Raw genomic sequence first — 16221 nt, 5'->3', positions numbered from 1 at the left:
TGCATATGCTAAATGGTATATGAAGAGGGAAGGGGACAGAAAATGAGTTATAAATACAAAGAAGCAGAATATGATAATCTAAATTTGATTAAGAAATTAGTGAGCGATTACGAAATATGCCCAGAGTGCGGAAGTGTAGGAAGCAGCGGGAGAGATGGAACAATGAAATACAATAACAAACAGGGTAAATTTGAAAGAACATGCAAGTGTGGATGGGAAGCCAAAGTTGAGATAGAAAAGTTATAAATAATCAAAACGATCAAGCCAAAGTAAATGCGTTGAATGTTGTAATAATTAAAAAATACATAAAATGTTTTTTCTAAATTAAATAATGGCAGAAAACTCAGTAATCAACTTTCAAAAGTTTAGTTGTAAATTAGCTTCTCAAAAGGAATTTATTCCTATTTGGGAAGCTATAAAATATGTACATACAAATAATTATTTTCTAAAAGAGGTAGATATTATTGTTACATTCAGGTGGAATGAGATTGTTTGATCCAAAAGTATTATCGAGAGAAGTGAAAAATGGTGATAGTATAGGGGATGATATTATAAGGAAACAATTGAAACAATATTTAGGAATTGAATTACATATCTAATAGTAGTAAACCGCTTAATGTATAACATATGAGCGGCTTTTTTATGGTTAAAAGCGATAAAAAGAATAAGTAAAATGGGATATTTGTAATTAAAATAAATAAATTATTTTCAATAATACGATTTTATAGCAAAAAGAACGTATGTTTGGTATAATGTTGATAGATAGTACGGTACTCAAGGGTGGTTGGCTTGCTCCTAAATAGATCAGACTAATTTGTCCATAACGTGTGGCATCGTCTGTACAAGGAGGTGATGCCATGACGGTATATGAATCATTAACGTTTGCGATTGCATTCGCTACCTTAATCATTACAATTCTGTCATTTAACCATAAAAAATAACCCATCCTTGAGTTAACGGCTCTGATGGGTTGTCATATCCTAAATGAGCTAATCCCCCCTACCGGGAACCAACTATCATCTATTTAACCGTCCGATGCTCCAACATCGGCGGTCTTTTTAATATATGCAGTTCTACTTTTAGTATACGAGTATACTGACTATATTTCAAGTTTTGTGTCCGGACATTCACAATAGTAGATGTCTTGTTGATCGATTGGTAGTTTCGTTTTTAACTAAAGATGGTATGAAAAGGAGAAAGACATGAAATTTGAAAAGTGATTTTAACTCGACCATAGATAAAAGATAGGATGTGTATGTCTTGTGATGTTAGAACGTATAGAGGAATACAATGATAAAGAAAATGAAGCAGATTCTTATTTTTATGCATTTTTAGAACCGATTTCACCCAAAATGGCTCAATTGGCTAAAGAACTAGAAAATACAATTTTCAATAGTCCACGCATGATGTTGACTCATTCTAGGGTGTTATCGGAGTACATCTTGAAGCAAGCCATTAAAATTAAAAAGTTTGAAGAACCAGCAGATAATCTGCTAGACAGAATTAATTTATTACAGCATAAAGGGTGCTTGGCAGAAGACATTTGCAATGCCTTACACCATGTGAGGAAAATGGGTAACCAAGCAGCACATGAAACCCGAGCATTCCGATTCTCTGAAGCCTTATTATCATGGGAAGCACTATATAAAATTATCAAATGGTATGTGGACACATATGTAGATGCAAAATTTAAAGTCCCCCCTTATCAAGATCCGCTACCGACAAATCAAAACCAATCTGCAACAGAAGTAATTGAAGATAGATTACAATCACTTGAAGAACTTCTTATGTCGCTAAAAGAAAGAGAAGAAGGAAAAGAAGAAGAGGAAGAAGAAGTACAAGGAGACGAGGATCGAGTTATTCGAGCAATATCCTATCAGGGTCAGCAAATTGATATACCTTATTTTCTTAGAGATATTTATTTGTTGCCACAGCGATTTCCTCATGCAGAGAAATTCTTAATCCGCTTAGGTGCAGAGCAACAGGTCCGTGTGATGAGTGAACTGCCTAGTAATTTAAATGATTTAAAGCAACATTTAAAAAGAAACCAAGAGCAGAATATAGAAAACCTTTTTAAGGATTTAAAAGTATTTGTTGAAGAAGAAGTAGAGCGTAGAAGAGTCCAAATGGAAAACGAGGGAAAATTATTTTTATTTTTTAAGGACCAGTACATTGTTATAACTGACGAACTTTCTATTATCAAGCTTTCAAACAACGAATTTCGAGGAATTCCTCAACTTATCAGGCAGTTAAATGAGGATGATATTTGTACAGTAGGTCAGCTCCCAAAGGAATTAGTGATTTTAACTAAATATGATAAGGTTGGTAAGGGGACGGTTGAAAAATTATTTAATCAATTGATTGAAAAGCAAAAAAACATTCAGAAAGCAGCACTGTAATAAAAGTTTTAAGTTAGATAACCCAATTGTTTGAGAAAAGAACATTGGGCTATCTTTTTTAATGCTAGTTTAATTACCAATGATAAGTGAAAATGATATACTACTTATACTTACAATTTTTTGTTTTAAGTAGGGAGGCAATATGAAGAAGGTTGCAATCATACAAGATCTATCATCTTTCGGCAAATGCTCACTAACTGCTGCTATTCCAGTACTTTCTGTAATGGGCGTACAGGCTTGTCCTTTGCCAACAGCTATATTGTCAGCACAAACAGATTATCCTAGTTTTTTCTTTGAAGATTTTACAGATAAGATTCCTCACTTTATTGAAGAGTGGAGCAGTATGGATGCGAAATTTGATGGTATACATACAGGATTTGTCACCGGAAGAAAACAAATAGATCATATTTTTAAATTCTTGGAAAAATTTCAAACCGAAAATACACATCTATTGGTAGATCCAGTGATGGGAGATGGGGGAACAGCCTACAAACTTTATACCGATAATTTACTATCTAGAATGAGAGAGCTCGTAAAATCAGCGTATGTTATCACACCAAATGTTACAGAGTGCTGTTTATTAACAGGTTTATCCTATGAAAAATTATATAATTATCAAAATGATGATTTTATACAAGCGTTAGAAGAAGCAGGTAAGAACCTACAACTAGTAACCGGAGCTAAAGTAATTATTACTGGAGTTACTCCGCCTAAGTACGAGGGGACAGGCCGCTTCATTGGGAATATGTACATAGATAGAGAAGCAATAAACTATAAAGCTATGCCGTACAATGGATTAAGTTATTCGGGTACTGGTGATTTGTTTGCTTCGGTCATTATGGGTGGGTTAATGCGAGGAGATCATCTTAGTGATTCAGTACATCTTGCAGAATCGTTTCTAGCTGCTGCCATACAAGATACTTCAAGAGAAGACGTCCCCAAAATAGCTGGAGTTAACTTTGAAAAATTTTTAGGTATGCTTCTTAAAAAAAACACACCTCTCTAGTGCTAGAGGTGTGTTTTTTTGTTCTCATTTAAATGTTGGTATTTTTTTTAAGAACATACAGACCGGAATGGATACAAGTAGTCCAATAGCATTTTGAACAATGTCTCCAGGAATAGATGCGGCTGGTGCAATCCAATTTCCATAAAGGAAGCCTTCACCAATAAAGTAAACAGCAATCATTGGAGGCATGGAAATAATCGTTGCAATAAGGTTGAGCATTAAGCTGTTACCACTTCGTCCTCTTGACCAAGCGATCTTGCCTACAATAAAACCTTGTAAGCCACGTGCAACAAAGGAAATTGGTGCCCAAAGCGTCCAGCCTGAAACCAAATCAAACAGTCCCATCCCAAAAGCGCCGGCAATTGCTCCTTTTTTTGGGCCAAATAAAATGGAAATAATAAATAGCATGCCTGTACCGATATGAACCAACCCGCCATTTGCTGTAATCGGCAACTTTATATTTAGTAGCATGGTGGCTACGAAAACTAAAGCTATTGACATGGCACTTGTAATTAAATCAAACGTTCGAATTCTATTTGTGGAATGCCCCATAGTTTTTTGCATACTTTTCCCCCTAATAAATCCTCAGCTATCACCTTAAAAATAAAAAAGCTGAATTCTTTAAATTATTTAATAAACTGAACTGTAAATAAGATTATCAAATGGTTGATCTTTTTAAAAGTATCAATTTTCAAAAATTTAAAGGGGTCAGTACGATATGAAAACCTCTAAAAATAAACAGCTATATAATAATTTTTTAAAATTATAAATACTATAAACCTCGATAGTCTACTTATGCTAATAAAAAGTTAGACACTAACACGAAACTATATATCCTACTAAATTGTCGTAGTTCCTTTTTTAAATTAACTAAAAATGAGTTACTTGGTATAAATTTTGGGGAGAAGGGGTAGAAAAGAAGTAGAAGTAAAAGGAGGTAATAGGTTTGTCTGAGAATAAAAAACAAAATAAAAAGCAAGAAGTAGAGCGCGAAACATTAACGACTCGGCAAGGTCATCCTGTAACGGATAATCAAAATATCCGAACAGTTGGTAACAGAGGTCCAGCAACACTTGAAAATTACCACTTCATTGAAAAAATATCACATTTCGATCGTGAAGAAGTACCAGAACGTGTTGTACATGCCAGAGGAAGCGGTGCATTCGGCTATTTTGAGACATATGGTAAAGTAGGGAATGAGCCAGTTGAGAAATATACAAGAGCAAAGGTATTCTCTGGTAAAGGTAAAAGAACACCTTTGATGGTTCGCTTTTCGACAGTAGCAGGTGCTAAGGACTCACCTGAAACTGAACGCGATCCTCGTGGTTTTGCTGTGAAAATGTATACAGAAGATGGAAACTGGGATTTGGTCGGCAATAATTTAAAGATCTTTTTTATTCGTGATGCGATGAAGTTTCCGGATATGATTCACGCCTTTAAAGCAGATCCAGCTTCAAATGTGCCAAACCCACAAAGAATGTTTGATTTTGTAGCGAGAACACCTGAAGCTACACATATGATTACTTTCTTGTTCTCTCCTTGGGGAATTCCAGCAACATATCGCCATATGCAAGGTTCTGGTGTTAATACGTATAAATGGGTGAATGAAAAAGGCGAAGCAGTATTAATAAAATACCATTGGGAACCGAAGCAAGGTATTCGAAATCTAACACAAGAAGAAGCACATCAAATTCAAAGTAAAAATGTAGGGCATGCAACGCAGGATTTATATGAGACAATTGAGCGTGGAGATTATCCAGAATGGGAATTATATGTTCAAATTATGGAGGATGATTATCATCCAGAACTTGATTTTGATCCTTTAGATGATACAAAGCTTTGGCCGGAAGACAAATTCCCATGGCAACCAGTTGGGCGCATGGTATTAGATCGAAATCCGGTTAATTTCCATGAAGAAATTGAACAAGCTGCATTTGGTACAGGTGTTCTAGTAGATGGCATGGATTTCTCTGATGATAAAATGCTTCAAGGCAGAACATTTTCTTATTCAGACACACAACGTTACCGTATCGGGTCGAATTATCTTAAATTAGATGTCAATGCACCAAAAGTTCCTGTGCATACAAACCAGCAACGTGGCCAAATGGATACTAGAGATCCTCAAGAGTCTGGTGAAAATCCTCACATTAATTATGAGCCATCAGTACTTGGTGGTTTTAAAGAGGCAAGCAAAGAGGAACGTATACAACATCGTCCATCTTATAATGCTCAAGTTATGAGCGAGCCAATTGACCGACCAAATAACTATGGACAAGCAGGCGAAACTTACCGAAGTTTTAAAGATTGGGAACGTGATGAGCTCATCAACAACTTATCTAATGCGCTTGCTATTTGTGACAAAAGAATTCAAGATGCTATGATTGAACATTTTTCACAAGCCGATGAAGATTATGGTCGTCGTGTTAAAGAAGGTATTCAAGAAAAAATGAAAGAGTTAAAACAAACTGAAACAAAACTTCCTGGCCGAGAAGCGGGAATTTCTAAATATGGGGAAGGCACTAGAGCTGCTAATGAAGCTACAAAAGAAGCTGTAGATAAGAGCCATAAAGCTGATCCATATTAAATAAAAGTGATAAAGCCTCCCTACACCAATTATGGTGTAGGGAGGCTTTATTTAGGAATTATTAATGGGTAGAAAAATAAACTTTTCAAAACAAACGCACTCATGAATCCGCTTATTATCTTTAAATTGTTCGATATTTTCCCCTACATAATGAGCGAAAGTATTTACTAAGTATAAATCAGGTATGCAGCTTTTAATGTGGGAATGCAACTCATCTTCTTCCAAATAAACGTGATAATAGGAATCTACAATATTAAATTGCATTTTTTTATACCAGTTTTGTACCCAAAGATCATTGCGAGTCCATGCCTCCAAACGATTTAACCCTAATTTCATCGCTCTATTTTCAGCTGCAACGAGTAGTTGCTGTCCAATCCCTTGTCGGTAAAAATCAGGATGGACGGCGATATGCCAAATCATTCCCCCTAAACCTTCACCGCGAGAACATACCGTTTGCTCTTCTGCATATTCAACATCAATCAAACCAACAATTTGCCCATCATGCTCTGCAACTAGCTCAATAGATGGATTTTGATAGTGTTCTTTCTTCGCTAAAACATTATCAAAATAAGCCGTCTGCAAAAATGCAAGCGCACGACATCTTACCCAACCAGTTTCATCTCGCTTGATATAGTCTCTAATTATCAATTTTTCCTCCGTTTTTAAGGACCACGCAGTTTATAGGGCAGTTATACGTGAACCCTTACAAGTAATGTACCCCGCATATTGTATTTAAGTTTTTCATTATATAACGCCCCCTTTACTTATAGTTATTTTAATTATATCAGAATATTAAGATTTTACGAGGTGTTAATATAAAATCCATTTAGTATCACAAATTAAAGGATTTGGTGTATAAGCAAACGAATGTTATAAAGAATACATGTAAATTAACTTGGAGGCTTAGTTATGCTGAACGATAAATGGTTTACTGTGCAACAGATTGATACACATACATATGCAATTAGCGAATATGGACACTGGGAGAAAGTACATTCATTTTTATTGTTAGGTAATGATAAAGCTGTACTTATTGATACAGGACTAGGAATTGATAATATAAAAAGAATTACAAACCAATTAACAGATTTACCAATTGAAGTTCTTACAACACATGTCCATGCTGACCATATAGGAAGCCATGGAGAGTTTGAACATATTTTTGTCCATGAAGGGGATAAAGATTGGTTAGTGAATGGTATTAAAGGCTTGTCTATTGAGCAGATACGAAAAGATATAAGCAGAGGTATAACATTACCTACCCCTAAAACATTTGATGCAGTAACATATAAACCATACCAAGGAGAACCAACAGGCTTATTACATCATGGAGATGTAATCGAGTTAGGGAATAGAAGGCTGGTTATCTACCATACGCCTGGGCATTCACCGGGTCACCTTTCGATTTTTGATGAAACTAATGGATATTTGTTTACAGGAGATTTATTATATGATGAAACACCAATATATGCTTTTTATCCATCGACCAACCCTGTAGATTTAGTCAACTCGTTAGATAAAATATCAAAGATTCCAAATGTCACGATCGTTTTCGGATCACATAACACATTAGGACTCAAACCTAAAATTTTAGAAGAAGTAAAATTGGCAGTTGAGTATTTGTGGGCAAATAAGCTTGTTAAATTTGGTACAGGTATCCACCAATTTAACGGGTTCAGTATTCATTTTTAGGGGCGTTTTAAATGGACAATAGTATGGATTATGGTTTGGCTATTTTAAAACCGGATGGAGTAATTAAGCCAAAGGTATACGACAGTTTTAAAAGAGAATTAGGAAAAAACAACCTGGAGATTGTTTTTGAAAAAAGGGCTCAACTACAAAAAAAGATATTCTATCTCATTTTTCCTCTCCATTTAATATGGATGAGTATGCTGATTATTTATCTAGTGGTGAAATTATTTCCTTTCTGGTAAGAGGTCATGGAGCTTCACACAAATTAAGAGAAATTAAGTTGGAATTCCGTAAAGAATATGGTTTTACATCAAATGATATGAGAAATCTTTTGCATACTGCTGATCATGGTAACGAATATAATTTGCAGTTTAAGTTGTTATTTCCTTCCTGCAACATTGTTGTATATTCGCAGTATGCTGATTTAACTGTGAAATTAAATGGTTCTAATAATGAAATACTTAATCAATTACTAAAAATAGATCAGGAATCTAATTTAAAGCATATTGGGTTGTTATGTGAAGATTATTCTATAATTGAAATAGTAAGGGAATTTAATAAACTAAAAAGCGGAAAACTAGAAGTGATTATGGTTTATGTCTATAAAACTAATTTTAAAGATATCAATATTGAATTACTAGGATACTTACCACTGAAAAAGACTCCAACAGTTAATGCTAGACCTATGCATGGATCCATAACTGAATTTTTCGAATGGATACGATATAATGAAGGTTTAGTTATCCTTAATTATCTGCCTTTAAAGAACATAAGCTCTGAGATGTTAAATTATTTGAAGGCTTTAAATTTATGTGGAGTTCAAGTTTACGATCCTAGGCGTACTTTGACAGAAGCTGAAATTCTTGAAGATATAGTAGAGGATGATTTTGGCCTTTTTGTAAGTGGAGGTACTAATGGATTTGATGTAGCTGGTGCAATCTCAATAGGAAAATACGAATTTAATCAATTAACCAATTTATATTTGCCAGAAGAAAAAGTAAAACCTCAAAAATTGCATTAAAGCAGGGAAGAACGCTATTCAGTGCATAAGAAGACATACGATAAAAAAGATGGTAGGGTCAAAAGCGGTTTGGTTCGCTAAATCGTTTGAAGATAGGAAAAAGGTGTTTACAATAATTATATGTGAGGCAAGATAAGAATTTCCCTCTCAGAATAAGGAGATTTTAAAATGTATAATTTTAAAAAGATTGATAACGAGAATTTACTTGAAACATTCCCATTAATAACTCAACTCCGTACAGATATAAGCGAAAAGGACTGTATAAGTCTATTTAAAGTAATGCAAAGTGAGGGGTATCAAATGATAGCTCTTACTGATCACGGAGTTATTAAAGCTATAGCTGGCTTTAAAATCCAAACAAATTTTTATAACAAAAAACATTTGTTTTTATATGATTTAGTAACAGAATCCTCAGATAGATCAAAGGGATACGGAAATGCAATGATGACATATCTAGAAGAAATAGCTCTAAAACATCAATGCATATATATTGCATTAGAATCGGGATTAGCTCGATTAGACGCACATAGATTTTATGAAGATAAAAATAACTTTGATAAATTTTGCTATTCGTTTAGAAAACCTCTAAATACATAGAAGGGAGCGTATAAGATGAAGGAGCTAGACTCAGAAAGAGTAAGGATTGTACCATTAGACGCTGAAAGCTTAAGATTATTTATTGATGATATATGTAAGCTACAGGATGTTTTCCATTTGGAAAAAAGTGAATTACTTTTGGATGAAGAAATAAAAGATGCGATGAAATATAGATTATCTAAAGTATTGATAGATTCCTCAAACTATTATTGGCATACAAATTGGCTCATAATATCCAAGGAGCTAAATTCTATTATAGGAGGAATTATGTTAAAAGGGTTACCCGATGAAAATGGTGAGGTTATTATTGGGTATTTCACCTTCCCTTGTTACCAAGGGAAGGGATATATGACAGAGACAATTAAGATATTAGCGTCTTGGATTTTAGATCAGCCTCTCGTTAAACGTGTAATTGCTGATACGGAAAAGAAAAATAAAGCTTCACACAAAGTATTAGAAAAAAATGGAGCGAGATTATATAAAGAAACTGAGGACTTATATTTCTGGGAGTTATCTAAGAAAACTATGAATCTTCACATAGAGTGATTTCCTAACTAAATTATAGTTTAACAATAACGAGCCTTGATCAATTATTGCCCAGACTTTTTTCCCTATTCTGCAGTGATTTAATAATCGCAGGAATTACAACAAATACAACTATCCCGACTATTATTGCTTAAAAGTACGTGGGCTAATAACATTTGTTAAGAAAAGCAACAGTAGAGTAACAAGAAAAAATATTCGACAATAGAATAGAAAGTTCTTCAAGACTATTCACCTCCTAATGAACATGTTAATTCCCTATTCAATAAGTATTTTCGTTACTATGTATGTTCCTAGGTTTAAATTAAACATTTTTAATATTAACAAAATAGATTATAATATATCCCTTGACTAAGATGTATACCATTTTAATTATGCTATATTAAAAGATATGTTGAATGAATATTGAAGTGATTTATTGACAATATTTGAAGGGGTTTATTGGTAATGATCATACTAGATACAAATGAATATAAAAATGTAAAAATAAATTTAAATGGCACTAGATGTCCAACGTTTGTTTATTCAATATTGGATGGATACATTCCAGGGAAAGTTTATGCAGATTCTCATTTGCATCAAACAGTCCTTTTTGAAACAACAATAGGTATCTATTCTATAGTAGGTGCAACAGAAAACGTAGAATTTAATAATTTTCTTTTTAATCTTTATAGAAGAAGGAAAGAAGAAGGCTTACGATTCACCCTCTTTACTTCTTCGGAAATATGGGATTCAGTAATAATGGGGGAGTTTGAAAAAGAAATAAGACATTTGGTCAGATTTTCATTTAATTATGATGCTAACAAGGAAGTAGCCAATGTAATCAAATTACCTATTAACTATTCTCTAAAAAAGATAAACTCAGCAGTAATAGAGAATAGCCAGGAATTTGATAAGAATTATTATGAGGCGTACTGGGGATCTATTGGCAATTATGAAGAGAAGGGCTTTGGGTTTGCTATTCTCCATGATGCAAAAGTAATTAGCGAATGCACGTCAATTTTTGCTTCTGAACAATTTGCGGAAATTGATATTGCTACTCATAACGACTATAGAGGACAAGGGTTAGCGAAAATTATCGCTAAGATTTTTATTAACCATAGTTTGAAAAATAATATAATTCCTCGATGGGATTGTGATATATCCAATACAACATCTATAAAATTAGCAAAGAAGTTAGGATTTACTAACCCTATAAAATATTCAATTTTTACATAGAATTTAACACGTTTAAAGGAGCGATTAACATGTACGAAGTAAAAAATGCTTACTTTTTTCTGTATGATACTTCCACTCTCATTCTAGCTGGTTGTTTTATTCTTGCATTTTTTTTAACAATATTTTGGATTAGTCGAAAGAAAAAAGTGAAAAATAGTAACGATTAAGCTATTCAGCTGAAAGAGGAATTGCTTTAGAAGGTTATGGTATCTTGGCAGTAGCGGGAAATTTAATTAGTGTGCTGTATTTAACATACAAGAAAAAATATTTAGATAAAAGCGAAGGGTAGAGATACTATGGTTAAACATAAAATATATACAATGAGCGTTGCCAGTGTTTATCCTCATTATGTTAATAAAGCAGAGAAAAAGGGTCGGACTAAGAAAGATGTTGACGAAATCATTTGCTGGTTGACAGGTTATAACGAGGGAGAGCTAAAAGGACAATTGGATCAAGGCTCGGATTTTGAGACATTCTTTGCAAAAGCCCCTCATTTGAATCCAGCACGAAGATTAATTAAAGGGGTAGTTTGCGGTATCAGAGTAGAAGATATTGAAGAACCATTGATGCAAGAAATTCGTTATTTAGATAAGATGATTGATGAGCTAGCTAAAGGGAAAGCGTTGGGGAAAATTTTACGCGGATGAGTTCTCATAAGGATGAAAAGACCGCCAATTTGGTGGTTTTTTATTTGTTTTAATATTAAAGTAACGATATTTATTTAATGTAATATAATATTTATTTATTGTTTTTCAATAAATTATGTGTTAGTTTTTTAGAGAGGAATAAAAAAGTGAGGTGTTCTTTTTGAAAACAGGATCAACATTATTTTTGAAAATTGCTATTTTCTTGATGGGAATTCCAGTTCTTGCTCTCTGTATTTATTTAGTGTCTTGGTTACCAAATAATCCAGTGAATCCCGATTACAGCGGTATGTTATATCCTGTTTTGGTAGTGATTTTTGTATCAGCTATTCCATTTTATCTGGCTCTGTTTAAATCATATTGTCTGTTAAATTATATTGATAAGAATCAATCTTTTTCTCAGATATCTATTAATGCTTTAAAGAGTATAAAGTATTGTGCCGTTACTATCAGTTTTCTATATGTAGTCATCATGCCATTCGTTTATCTTATTGCAGAAAAGGATGACGCTCCAGGTTTGATTGTCATGGGGATGGTACCAATTTTTGCTTCTTTAGTAATTGCAGTCTTTGCAGCAGTTTTGCAAAAGCTTTTACAAGAAGCCGTATATTTTAAATCAGAAAACGATTTAACAGTCTGAGGTGAAAGTAATGGGCATAATAGTAAATGTTGATGTGATGTTAGCTAAAAGGAAAATGAGTGTTACTGAACTTTCAGAGAAAGTAGGCATTACGATGGCGAATCTTTCAATACTGAAAAATGGAAAAGCAAAAGCAATCAGGTTTTCAACCTTAGACGCAATTTGTAAGGCATTGGAATGTCAACCTGGCGATATTCTTGAATATAAAAGTGATGAAGAAGTTTAAACAGCAGTTGCTTTTAATTAATATTCGAATATAAATAAATATTGGTTATCTGAGGCAGGTTTTATCAAAATGAATAAAAAAGTTATTCTATTCTTTGGGGTTATGTTATTAGTTAGTGGTTGTGCAGGCTTAGCTGATTATGATGTTGATTTGCCAGGGAATTACTCCATCATTAGAACTTCTGGACATGAAATCACCATTGCTCACAAAACTGATATTGGGTGGGGGCCAGCCGTAGTTCCTACTGAAATAATTAAAGCGGGTTGGAACAAAAACTATGTAATTGCTAAACAGAAAGATTTAGAAGGTAACGAGTTATATTTTTGGATAATCAATATAAAGACAGGAAATAAAGAAAAATTTCTAAATAAGAATGAGTTTAAAATTAAGTTAAAAAAATATAATATAAACGTAAAAATGAAAGATGTGGATTCTTTGAGATGAAAAGCCAGTATTCTCTCAGCGATAGCGACACAATTTGCCCAAAAAATCAAAAACCCAAGGATCTGAAATTAAATGATTCTTGGGTTTTGATATGTAAGAGCTTTAAGCTTCTACTAGGTGATGGTTAAATGCATAAACAACAGCTTGGGTGCGATCTTGTACTTCTAATTTGGAGAGAATATTACTAACGTGTGTTTTAACAGTTTTTAAGGCAATAAAAAGTTCATCAGCAATATCTTGATTTGTTTTACCCTGTGCTATTAACAATAATACTTCATGTTCACGTTCAGTCAATTCTTCATGAAGTGGACGATCATGTTTTTGACGCATTCTTGCCATCATTTTACTCGTAACCTCTGGTTCTAAGATGGGCGTGCCATTGAAAGTACTTCGAATGGCATCAGCGATTTGCTTGGCGTTAGTTGTTTTCAATAAATAGCTAATAGCGCCGGCCTCTAATGCTGGGTAAACCTTGTCGTCATCCAAGAAACTGGTGACAATCATAATTTTAGCGTCAGGCCATTCATTCACTATAGCTTTAGTGGCCTCAGCCCCTGATAAGATTGGCATCACCATATCCATCAAAATAATATCTGGTCGATGCTTCAAAGCTAATTGAACTGCTTCTTCTCCATTAGCAGCTTCAGCAATGACTTCCATATCAGGTTGTGCTTGCAAATATGCTGATACTCCAATTCGTACCATCTCGTGATCATCGGCTAGCAGTATCTTGATCATTGGAGATAACCTCCTTTTCCACTGGAATTTGAATTTCAATCACCGTACCTTGCGATGGTACTGAGACAATTTTATATGTTCCACCGATTTCGACTGCACGCTCTTCAATATTGTGAAGGCCATATGAGCCGGCTTTTTCATCAGTTGTTTTGAAGCCGATTCCATTGTCTTGAACACGGAAAATAACACGCTGATCTCGTTCGACAAGAAGCAGCTCCATTTCGGTTGCTTTTGCATGACGTAAAGTATTGGAAAGTGTCTCCTGAGCAATCCTGAAAAGATGATCTTCTGCACCTTTAGAGAGGGACACTTCCTCTAATCGTTTGTGCATTTTGAACGTAACTTTTTGCTGTAACTCGGCTAGCAATTCCTCTAGCCCTTGTTTTAACGATTTGTTTTTTAATGCAACAGGACGAAGGTGAAGTAATAGTGCCCGCATTTCAAGCTGGGCTTGCTGAACAATTTCTTCCGATTGCTTTAATAATTTTTTAGTTGATGGTGTTGCATCTCCTGCTGTTTCATTAATGGTCGAAAGTAGCATAGAAGCTGCAAAAAGTTGTTGAGAAACAGAGTCATGAAGTTCCCGGGCAAGTCGGTGCCTTTCCTGTACAATACGTTCTTGAATGAGCTGATCTTGGTTAACTGCCTTATCATTTGTCAGCTTTTGCAAGCTTTTACGCTGAGTAGCTATCAATTCACTTATCTCATTTAATGACTTTTGAATTGAAAGGGGGCCACTCCAATTAGGCGGGATAGGATCACTTTTTTCAATATTATGAAGTGCATTTTCAAACGTTTTACTCTGCTGGCGAAGGATGAATATACCCCCTATAGAGATGCTTAGGCTAATCACAAAAAGCAGAATAAGGAATAGAATAGCGACCGGCAAATTCCAATACTTTTCTTCCCAAAGTGTTTTCCATTGAGTGAAATGGCCATCAAAAAGAATAAAGAAAATAAACGAGAAAATAATTATTTCTCCGAAAAACAAGCTCATTGTTCGGGCTAAAAATTTCGTCATTGGCGAATCACCTCGACATTCCCAAATAATGTGGAAACCGTGATGATGAGTTCAGCCGAAGAATCCTCTGCATACTCATAACCATTTCTAACGGCAATCGTATCGTTCCAAACTCTAGGATAACTTTGTCCGATACAATGCAAATCACCGATAAACGTAGAATAATGCAGGCGTACAGGTATTTCATAAGGCACAAGTACTTTCACTTTTCCAAAGCCTTGCCGTACAGATATTAATGAAGCCCCTTTAGGTAAAACAGTCTGAGTCACATCAATCAGCAGATCACCGGCAAGGCTTTGTATATGTACATCTTGCCATTCGTATGACTCAATAGGTGTACCTTGAAATGAAAATAATTTATTCTGAATAAATGAGTTCGCTTGTTCTGCCGGTTGTTTAGATACAGATATATGAAATTCATCACCTTTTCGAAGTTTCCATAGAAGGTATAATAACACTCCGATGATAACTAGGCGTAAGCTCCACATTGAGAGTAGGGCAATACCCAAAAAAATGACACCTAACCAAAACAGCCATTTGCGCTTTCTGCGTATGCTGACATACATAAAAAAAGCACCTATAATGGCAAACATTATACTGCCATTTCCAAAGAAAGTAGCTTCAATAAAAATTAGCAAAAAGGCCGTAATACCAAGCATTGTAAGTGTTTTAGTTGAAAGGTGGGTCATTGGTTGCCTCCTTTCCAGTTAATTAAATAAGAAAAAAGAGAAGTACCAGCTTCTCTTTTTTAGTATAACGATAGTCCAGAAGAAGTCCAATCATTATATGGATTGGGTTGCCTCATTTTTTGAGTTATTTGCTTCCAGTCGCGCTAAGCGTTCTTCCATAGATGTGATTTCATGTTGACTGTCAATTTTTTGGCCAAGGTGATCGATATAACTCTCCATAGCTTCAAAAGTTTCAAGTCGACCATTTATTTTGTTTGAAGATTCTGGTTGGAGAAACTGGTTCATTTGATTATGTGCACGAACGACATTTTCTTTACCCATCAATTGTAATTGACGCACTTTCATATCTTTGATTTTATGCTTCATTTCTTCATACTTACGTTCCAAGCCAATGAGCTCTTCGGTAGATTTATCGATACTGTCCTGAAGAACGGTGCTACGTTGTGAATACGCATCAAATTCTTGTTGGGCAAATGCGATTAAGTCTTGTTCACCGCTTTTATTAGCCAAATCCAGTTGCATGCTTCGTTTATTTTTCATTTCATTTGTATCTGCTAATTCTTTTTCGAGTTTTTGTTGCAATGTACCTTGTCGCTCTAATAATTTGCCTGTTTCCTCTGTTTGCTTTTCTGCTTCACGGATATACTGATTTAACATCTTAATTGGATTTTTATCCTCTTTTTTATCAAACATTTCATTTAAATCTGCTTCAACTGTATATTTTAGGCGTTGCCATAAGTTAGCCATATTTTTTCCTCC

22 protein-coding genes are annotated in these 16221 nt (G+C 34.5%); 16 read left to right on the top strand and 6 right to left on the bottom strand.

Annotated elements, in window-relative coordinates:
- Positions 1–42: 42 nt before the first annotated feature.
- The 5 genes from M2M59_RS08890 (at position 43) to M2M59_RS08880 (ending at position 3405) form a co-directional block, all read left to right on the top strand.
- A complete protein-coding gene (locus tag M2M59_RS08890; protein WP_221297921.1) occupies positions 43–246 on the top strand; it encodes a DUF3797 domain-containing protein in 204 nt (67 codons plus the stop codon).
- A gap of 218 nt (positions 247–464) precedes the next feature.
- Positions 465–599, top strand: coding sequence for a hypothetical protein (locus M2M59_RS16475; RefSeq protein ID WP_256467855.1), 135 nt, complete (start codon positions 465–467; stop codon positions 597–599).
- 258 nt (positions 600–857) lie between these two features.
- Complete coding sequence (locus M2M59_RS16525; protein WP_223823582.1) at positions 858–941, top strand: putative holin-like toxin; 84 nt, start codon at positions 858–860, stop codon at positions 939–941.
- A 324-nt stretch (positions 942–1265) separates the two neighbouring features.
- Entirely contained in the window at positions 1266–2399 is a 1134-nt protein-coding gene (locus M2M59_RS08885; protein ID WP_249775996.1) for a DUF4145 domain-containing protein, read from the top strand.
- Positions 2400–2541: 142 nt separating this feature from the next.
- On the top strand, positions 2542–3405 hold the full coding sequence (locus M2M59_RS08880; protein WP_249774359.1) for a pyridoxamine kinase: 864 nt from the start codon (positions 2542–2544) through the stop codon (positions 3403–3405).
- Positions 3406–3429: 24 nt separating this feature from the next.
- On the opposite strand, the gene M2M59_RS08875 is transcribed toward M2M59_RS08880, so the two are convergent.
- Complete coding sequence (locus M2M59_RS08875) at positions 3430–3969, bottom strand: ECF transporter S component (protein ID WP_249774358.1); 540 nt, start codon at positions 3967–3969, stop codon at positions 3430–3432.
- A gap of 382 nt (positions 3970–4351) precedes the next feature.
- On the opposite strand from M2M59_RS08875, the gene M2M59_RS08870 reads away from it, so the two are divergent.
- Positions 4352–5989 carry a catalase gene (locus M2M59_RS08870; RefSeq protein ID WP_249774357.1) on the top strand — a complete coding sequence of 546 codons (1638 nt, stop codon included), beginning with the start codon at positions 4352–4354 and terminating at the stop codon, positions 5987–5989.
- Between the two features lie 51 nt (positions 5990–6040).
- Here the strand turns inward: M2M59_RS08870 and M2M59_RS08865 are convergent, their stop codons facing one another.
- Complete coding sequence (locus tag M2M59_RS08865; RefSeq protein WP_249774356.1) at positions 6041–6637, bottom strand: GNAT family N-acetyltransferase; 597 nt, start codon at positions 6635–6637, stop codon at positions 6041–6043.
- A gap of 261 nt (positions 6638–6898) precedes the next feature.
- Here M2M59_RS08865 and M2M59_RS08860 point away from each other — a divergent pair, with 261 nt between their 5' ends.
- The 10 genes from M2M59_RS08860 (at position 6899) to M2M59_RS08815 (ending at position 13014) form a co-directional block, all read left to right on the top strand.
- Complete coding sequence (locus M2M59_RS08860) at positions 6899–7681, top strand: MBL fold metallo-hydrolase (RefSeq protein WP_249774355.1); 783 nt, start codon at positions 6899–6901, stop codon at positions 7679–7681.
- 11 nt (positions 7682–7692) lie between these two features.
- Positions 7693–7923: a hypothetical protein gene (locus M2M59_RS08855; RefSeq protein ID WP_249774354.1), complete on the top strand. Its 231-nt coding sequence runs from the start codon at positions 7693–7695 to the stop codon at positions 7921–7923.
- Positions 7924–7961: 38 nt separating this feature from the next.
- Positions 7962–8702 (top strand): PHP domain-containing protein, encoded by a 741-nt coding sequence (locus tag M2M59_RS08850; RefSeq protein ID WP_249774353.1) that lies wholly within the window; start codon positions 7962–7964, stop codon positions 8700–8702.
- Positions 8703–8870: 168 nt separating this feature from the next.
- Entirely contained in the window at positions 8871–9299 is a 429-nt protein-coding gene (locus M2M59_RS08845) for a GNAT family N-acetyltransferase (RefSeq protein ID WP_249774352.1), read from the top strand.
- A 15-nt stretch (positions 9300–9314) separates the two neighbouring features.
- Positions 9315–9845: a GNAT family N-acetyltransferase gene (locus M2M59_RS08840; RefSeq protein ID WP_147193338.1), complete on the top strand. Its 531-nt coding sequence runs from the start codon at positions 9315–9317 to the stop codon at positions 9843–9845.
- A 444-nt stretch (positions 9846–10289) separates the two neighbouring features.
- On the top strand, positions 10290–11060 hold the full coding sequence (locus M2M59_RS08835; protein ID WP_249774351.1) for a GNAT family N-acetyltransferase: 771 nt from the start codon (positions 10290–10292) through the stop codon (positions 11058–11060).
- A gap of 296 nt (positions 11061–11356) precedes the next feature.
- The gene (locus M2M59_RS08830) at positions 11357–11707 is read left to right on the top strand and encodes a DUF2200 domain-containing protein (RefSeq protein ID WP_147193340.1); all 351 of its coding nucleotides are present in this window, start codon (positions 11357–11359) and stop codon (positions 11705–11707) included.
- A 160-nt stretch (positions 11708–11867) separates the two neighbouring features.
- Positions 11868–12344: a DUF2975 domain-containing protein gene (locus M2M59_RS08825; protein WP_147193341.1), complete on the top strand. Its 477-nt coding sequence runs from the start codon at positions 11868–11870 to the stop codon at positions 12342–12344.
- 10 nt (positions 12345–12354) lie between these two features.
- Positions 12355–12570 (top strand): helix-turn-helix domain-containing protein, encoded by a 216-nt coding sequence (locus M2M59_RS08820; RefSeq protein WP_066787531.1) that lies wholly within the window; start codon positions 12355–12357, stop codon positions 12568–12570.
- Between the two features lie 69 nt (positions 12571–12639).
- Complete coding sequence (locus tag M2M59_RS08815; RefSeq protein WP_147193342.1) at positions 12640–13014, top strand: DUF3997 domain-containing protein; 375 nt, start codon at positions 12640–12642, stop codon at positions 13012–13014.
- 102 nt (positions 13015–13116) lie between these two features.
- On the opposite strand, the gene M2M59_RS08810 is transcribed toward M2M59_RS08815, so the two are convergent.
- The 4 genes from M2M59_RS08810 to M2M59_RS08795 form a co-directional block, all read right to left on the bottom strand.
- Positions 13117–13752 carry a response regulator transcription factor gene (locus M2M59_RS08810; protein WP_249774350.1) on the bottom strand — a complete coding sequence of 212 codons (636 nt, stop codon included), beginning with the start codon at positions 13750–13752 and terminating at the stop codon, positions 13117–13119.
- Entirely contained in the window at positions 13727–14773 is a 1047-nt protein-coding gene (locus M2M59_RS08805) for a sensor histidine kinase (protein ID WP_249774349.1), read from the bottom strand. The genes M2M59_RS08810 and M2M59_RS08805 overlap by 26 nt, the downstream gene beginning before the upstream one ends.
- On the bottom strand, positions 14770–15462 hold the full coding sequence (gene liaF / locus M2M59_RS08800; RefSeq protein ID WP_147193345.1) for a cell wall-active antibiotics response protein LiaF: 693 nt from the start codon (positions 15460–15462) through the stop codon (positions 14770–14772). The genes M2M59_RS08805 and liaF overlap by 4 nt, the downstream gene beginning before the upstream one ends.
- A gap of 93 nt (positions 15463–15555) precedes the next feature.
- A complete protein-coding gene (locus M2M59_RS08795) occupies positions 15556–16209 on the bottom strand; it encodes a PspA/IM30 family protein (RefSeq protein WP_147193346.1) in 654 nt (217 codons plus the stop codon).
- Positions 16210–16221 lie beyond the last annotated feature (12 nt).

This window comes from Rummeliibacillus sp. G93 (assembly GCF_023515935.1).
Taxonomy (GTDB): domain Bacteria; phylum Bacillota; class Bacilli; order Bacillales_A; family Planococcaceae; genus Rummeliibacillus; species Rummeliibacillus stabekisii.
This window is presented reverse-complemented; position numbering and strand designations above follow the sequence as displayed.

Excerpts from the sequence above, each read along its gene's own strand:
- M2M59_RS08820 (WP_066787531.1), top strand. The coding sequence starts at position 12,355 with ATGGGCATAATAGTAAATGTTGATGTGATGTTAGCTAAAAGGAAAATG.
- M2M59_RS08875 (WP_249774358.1), bottom strand. The coding sequence starts at position 3,969 with ATGCAAAAAACTATGGGGCATTCCACAAATAGAATTCGAACGTTTGAT.
- M2M59_RS08890 (WP_221297921.1), top strand. The coding sequence starts at position 43 with ATGAGTTATAAATACAAAGAAGCAGAATATGATAATCTAAATTTGATT.
- M2M59_RS08795 (WP_147193346.1), bottom strand. The coding sequence starts at position 16,209 with ATGGCTAACTTATGGCAACGCCTAAAATATACAGTTGAAGCAGATTTA.
- M2M59_RS08880 (WP_249774359.1), top strand. The coding sequence starts at position 2,542 with ATGAAGAAGGTTGCAATCATACAAGATCTATCATCTTTCGGCAAATGC.
- M2M59_RS16525 (WP_223823582.1), top strand. The coding sequence starts at position 858 with ATGACGGTATATGAATCATTAACGTTTGCGATTGCATTCGCTACCTTA.
- M2M59_RS08860 (WP_249774355.1), top strand. The coding sequence starts at position 6,899 with ATGCTGAACGATAAATGGTTTACTGTGCAACAGATTGATACACATACA.
- M2M59_RS08855 (WP_249774354.1), top strand. The coding sequence starts at position 7,693 with ATGGACAATAGTATGGATTATGGTTTGGCTATTTTAAAACCGGATGGA.
- M2M59_RS08885 (WP_249775996.1), top strand. The coding sequence starts at position 1,266 with ATGTTAGAACGTATAGAGGAATACAATGATAAAGAAAATGAAGCAGAT.
- M2M59_RS08830 (WP_147193340.1), top strand. The coding sequence starts at position 11,357 with ATGGTTAAACATAAAATATATACAATGAGCGTTGCCAGTGTTTATCCT.
- M2M59_RS08835 (WP_249774351.1), top strand. The coding sequence starts at position 10,290 with ATGATCATACTAGATACAAATGAATATAAAAATGTAAAAATAAATTTA.
- M2M59_RS08810 (WP_249774350.1), bottom strand. The coding sequence starts at position 13,752 with ATGATCAAGATACTGCTAGCCGATGATCACGAGATGGTACGAATTGGA.
- M2M59_RS08845 (WP_249774352.1), top strand. The coding sequence starts at position 8,871 with ATGTATAATTTTAAAAAGATTGATAACGAGAATTTACTTGAAACATTC.
- M2M59_RS08815 (WP_147193342.1), top strand. The coding sequence starts at position 12,640 with ATGAATAAAAAAGTTATTCTATTCTTTGGGGTTATGTTATTAGTTAGT.
- liaF (WP_147193345.1), bottom strand. The coding sequence starts at position 15,462 with ATGACCCACCTTTCAACTAAAACACTTACAATGCTTGGTATTACGGCC.
- M2M59_RS08805 (WP_249774349.1), bottom strand. The coding sequence starts at position 14,773 with ATGACGAAATTTTTAGCCCGAACAATGAGCTTGTTTTTCGGAGAAATA.
- M2M59_RS08840 (WP_147193338.1), top strand. The coding sequence starts at position 9,315 with ATGAAGGAGCTAGACTCAGAAAGAGTAAGGATTGTACCATTAGACGCT.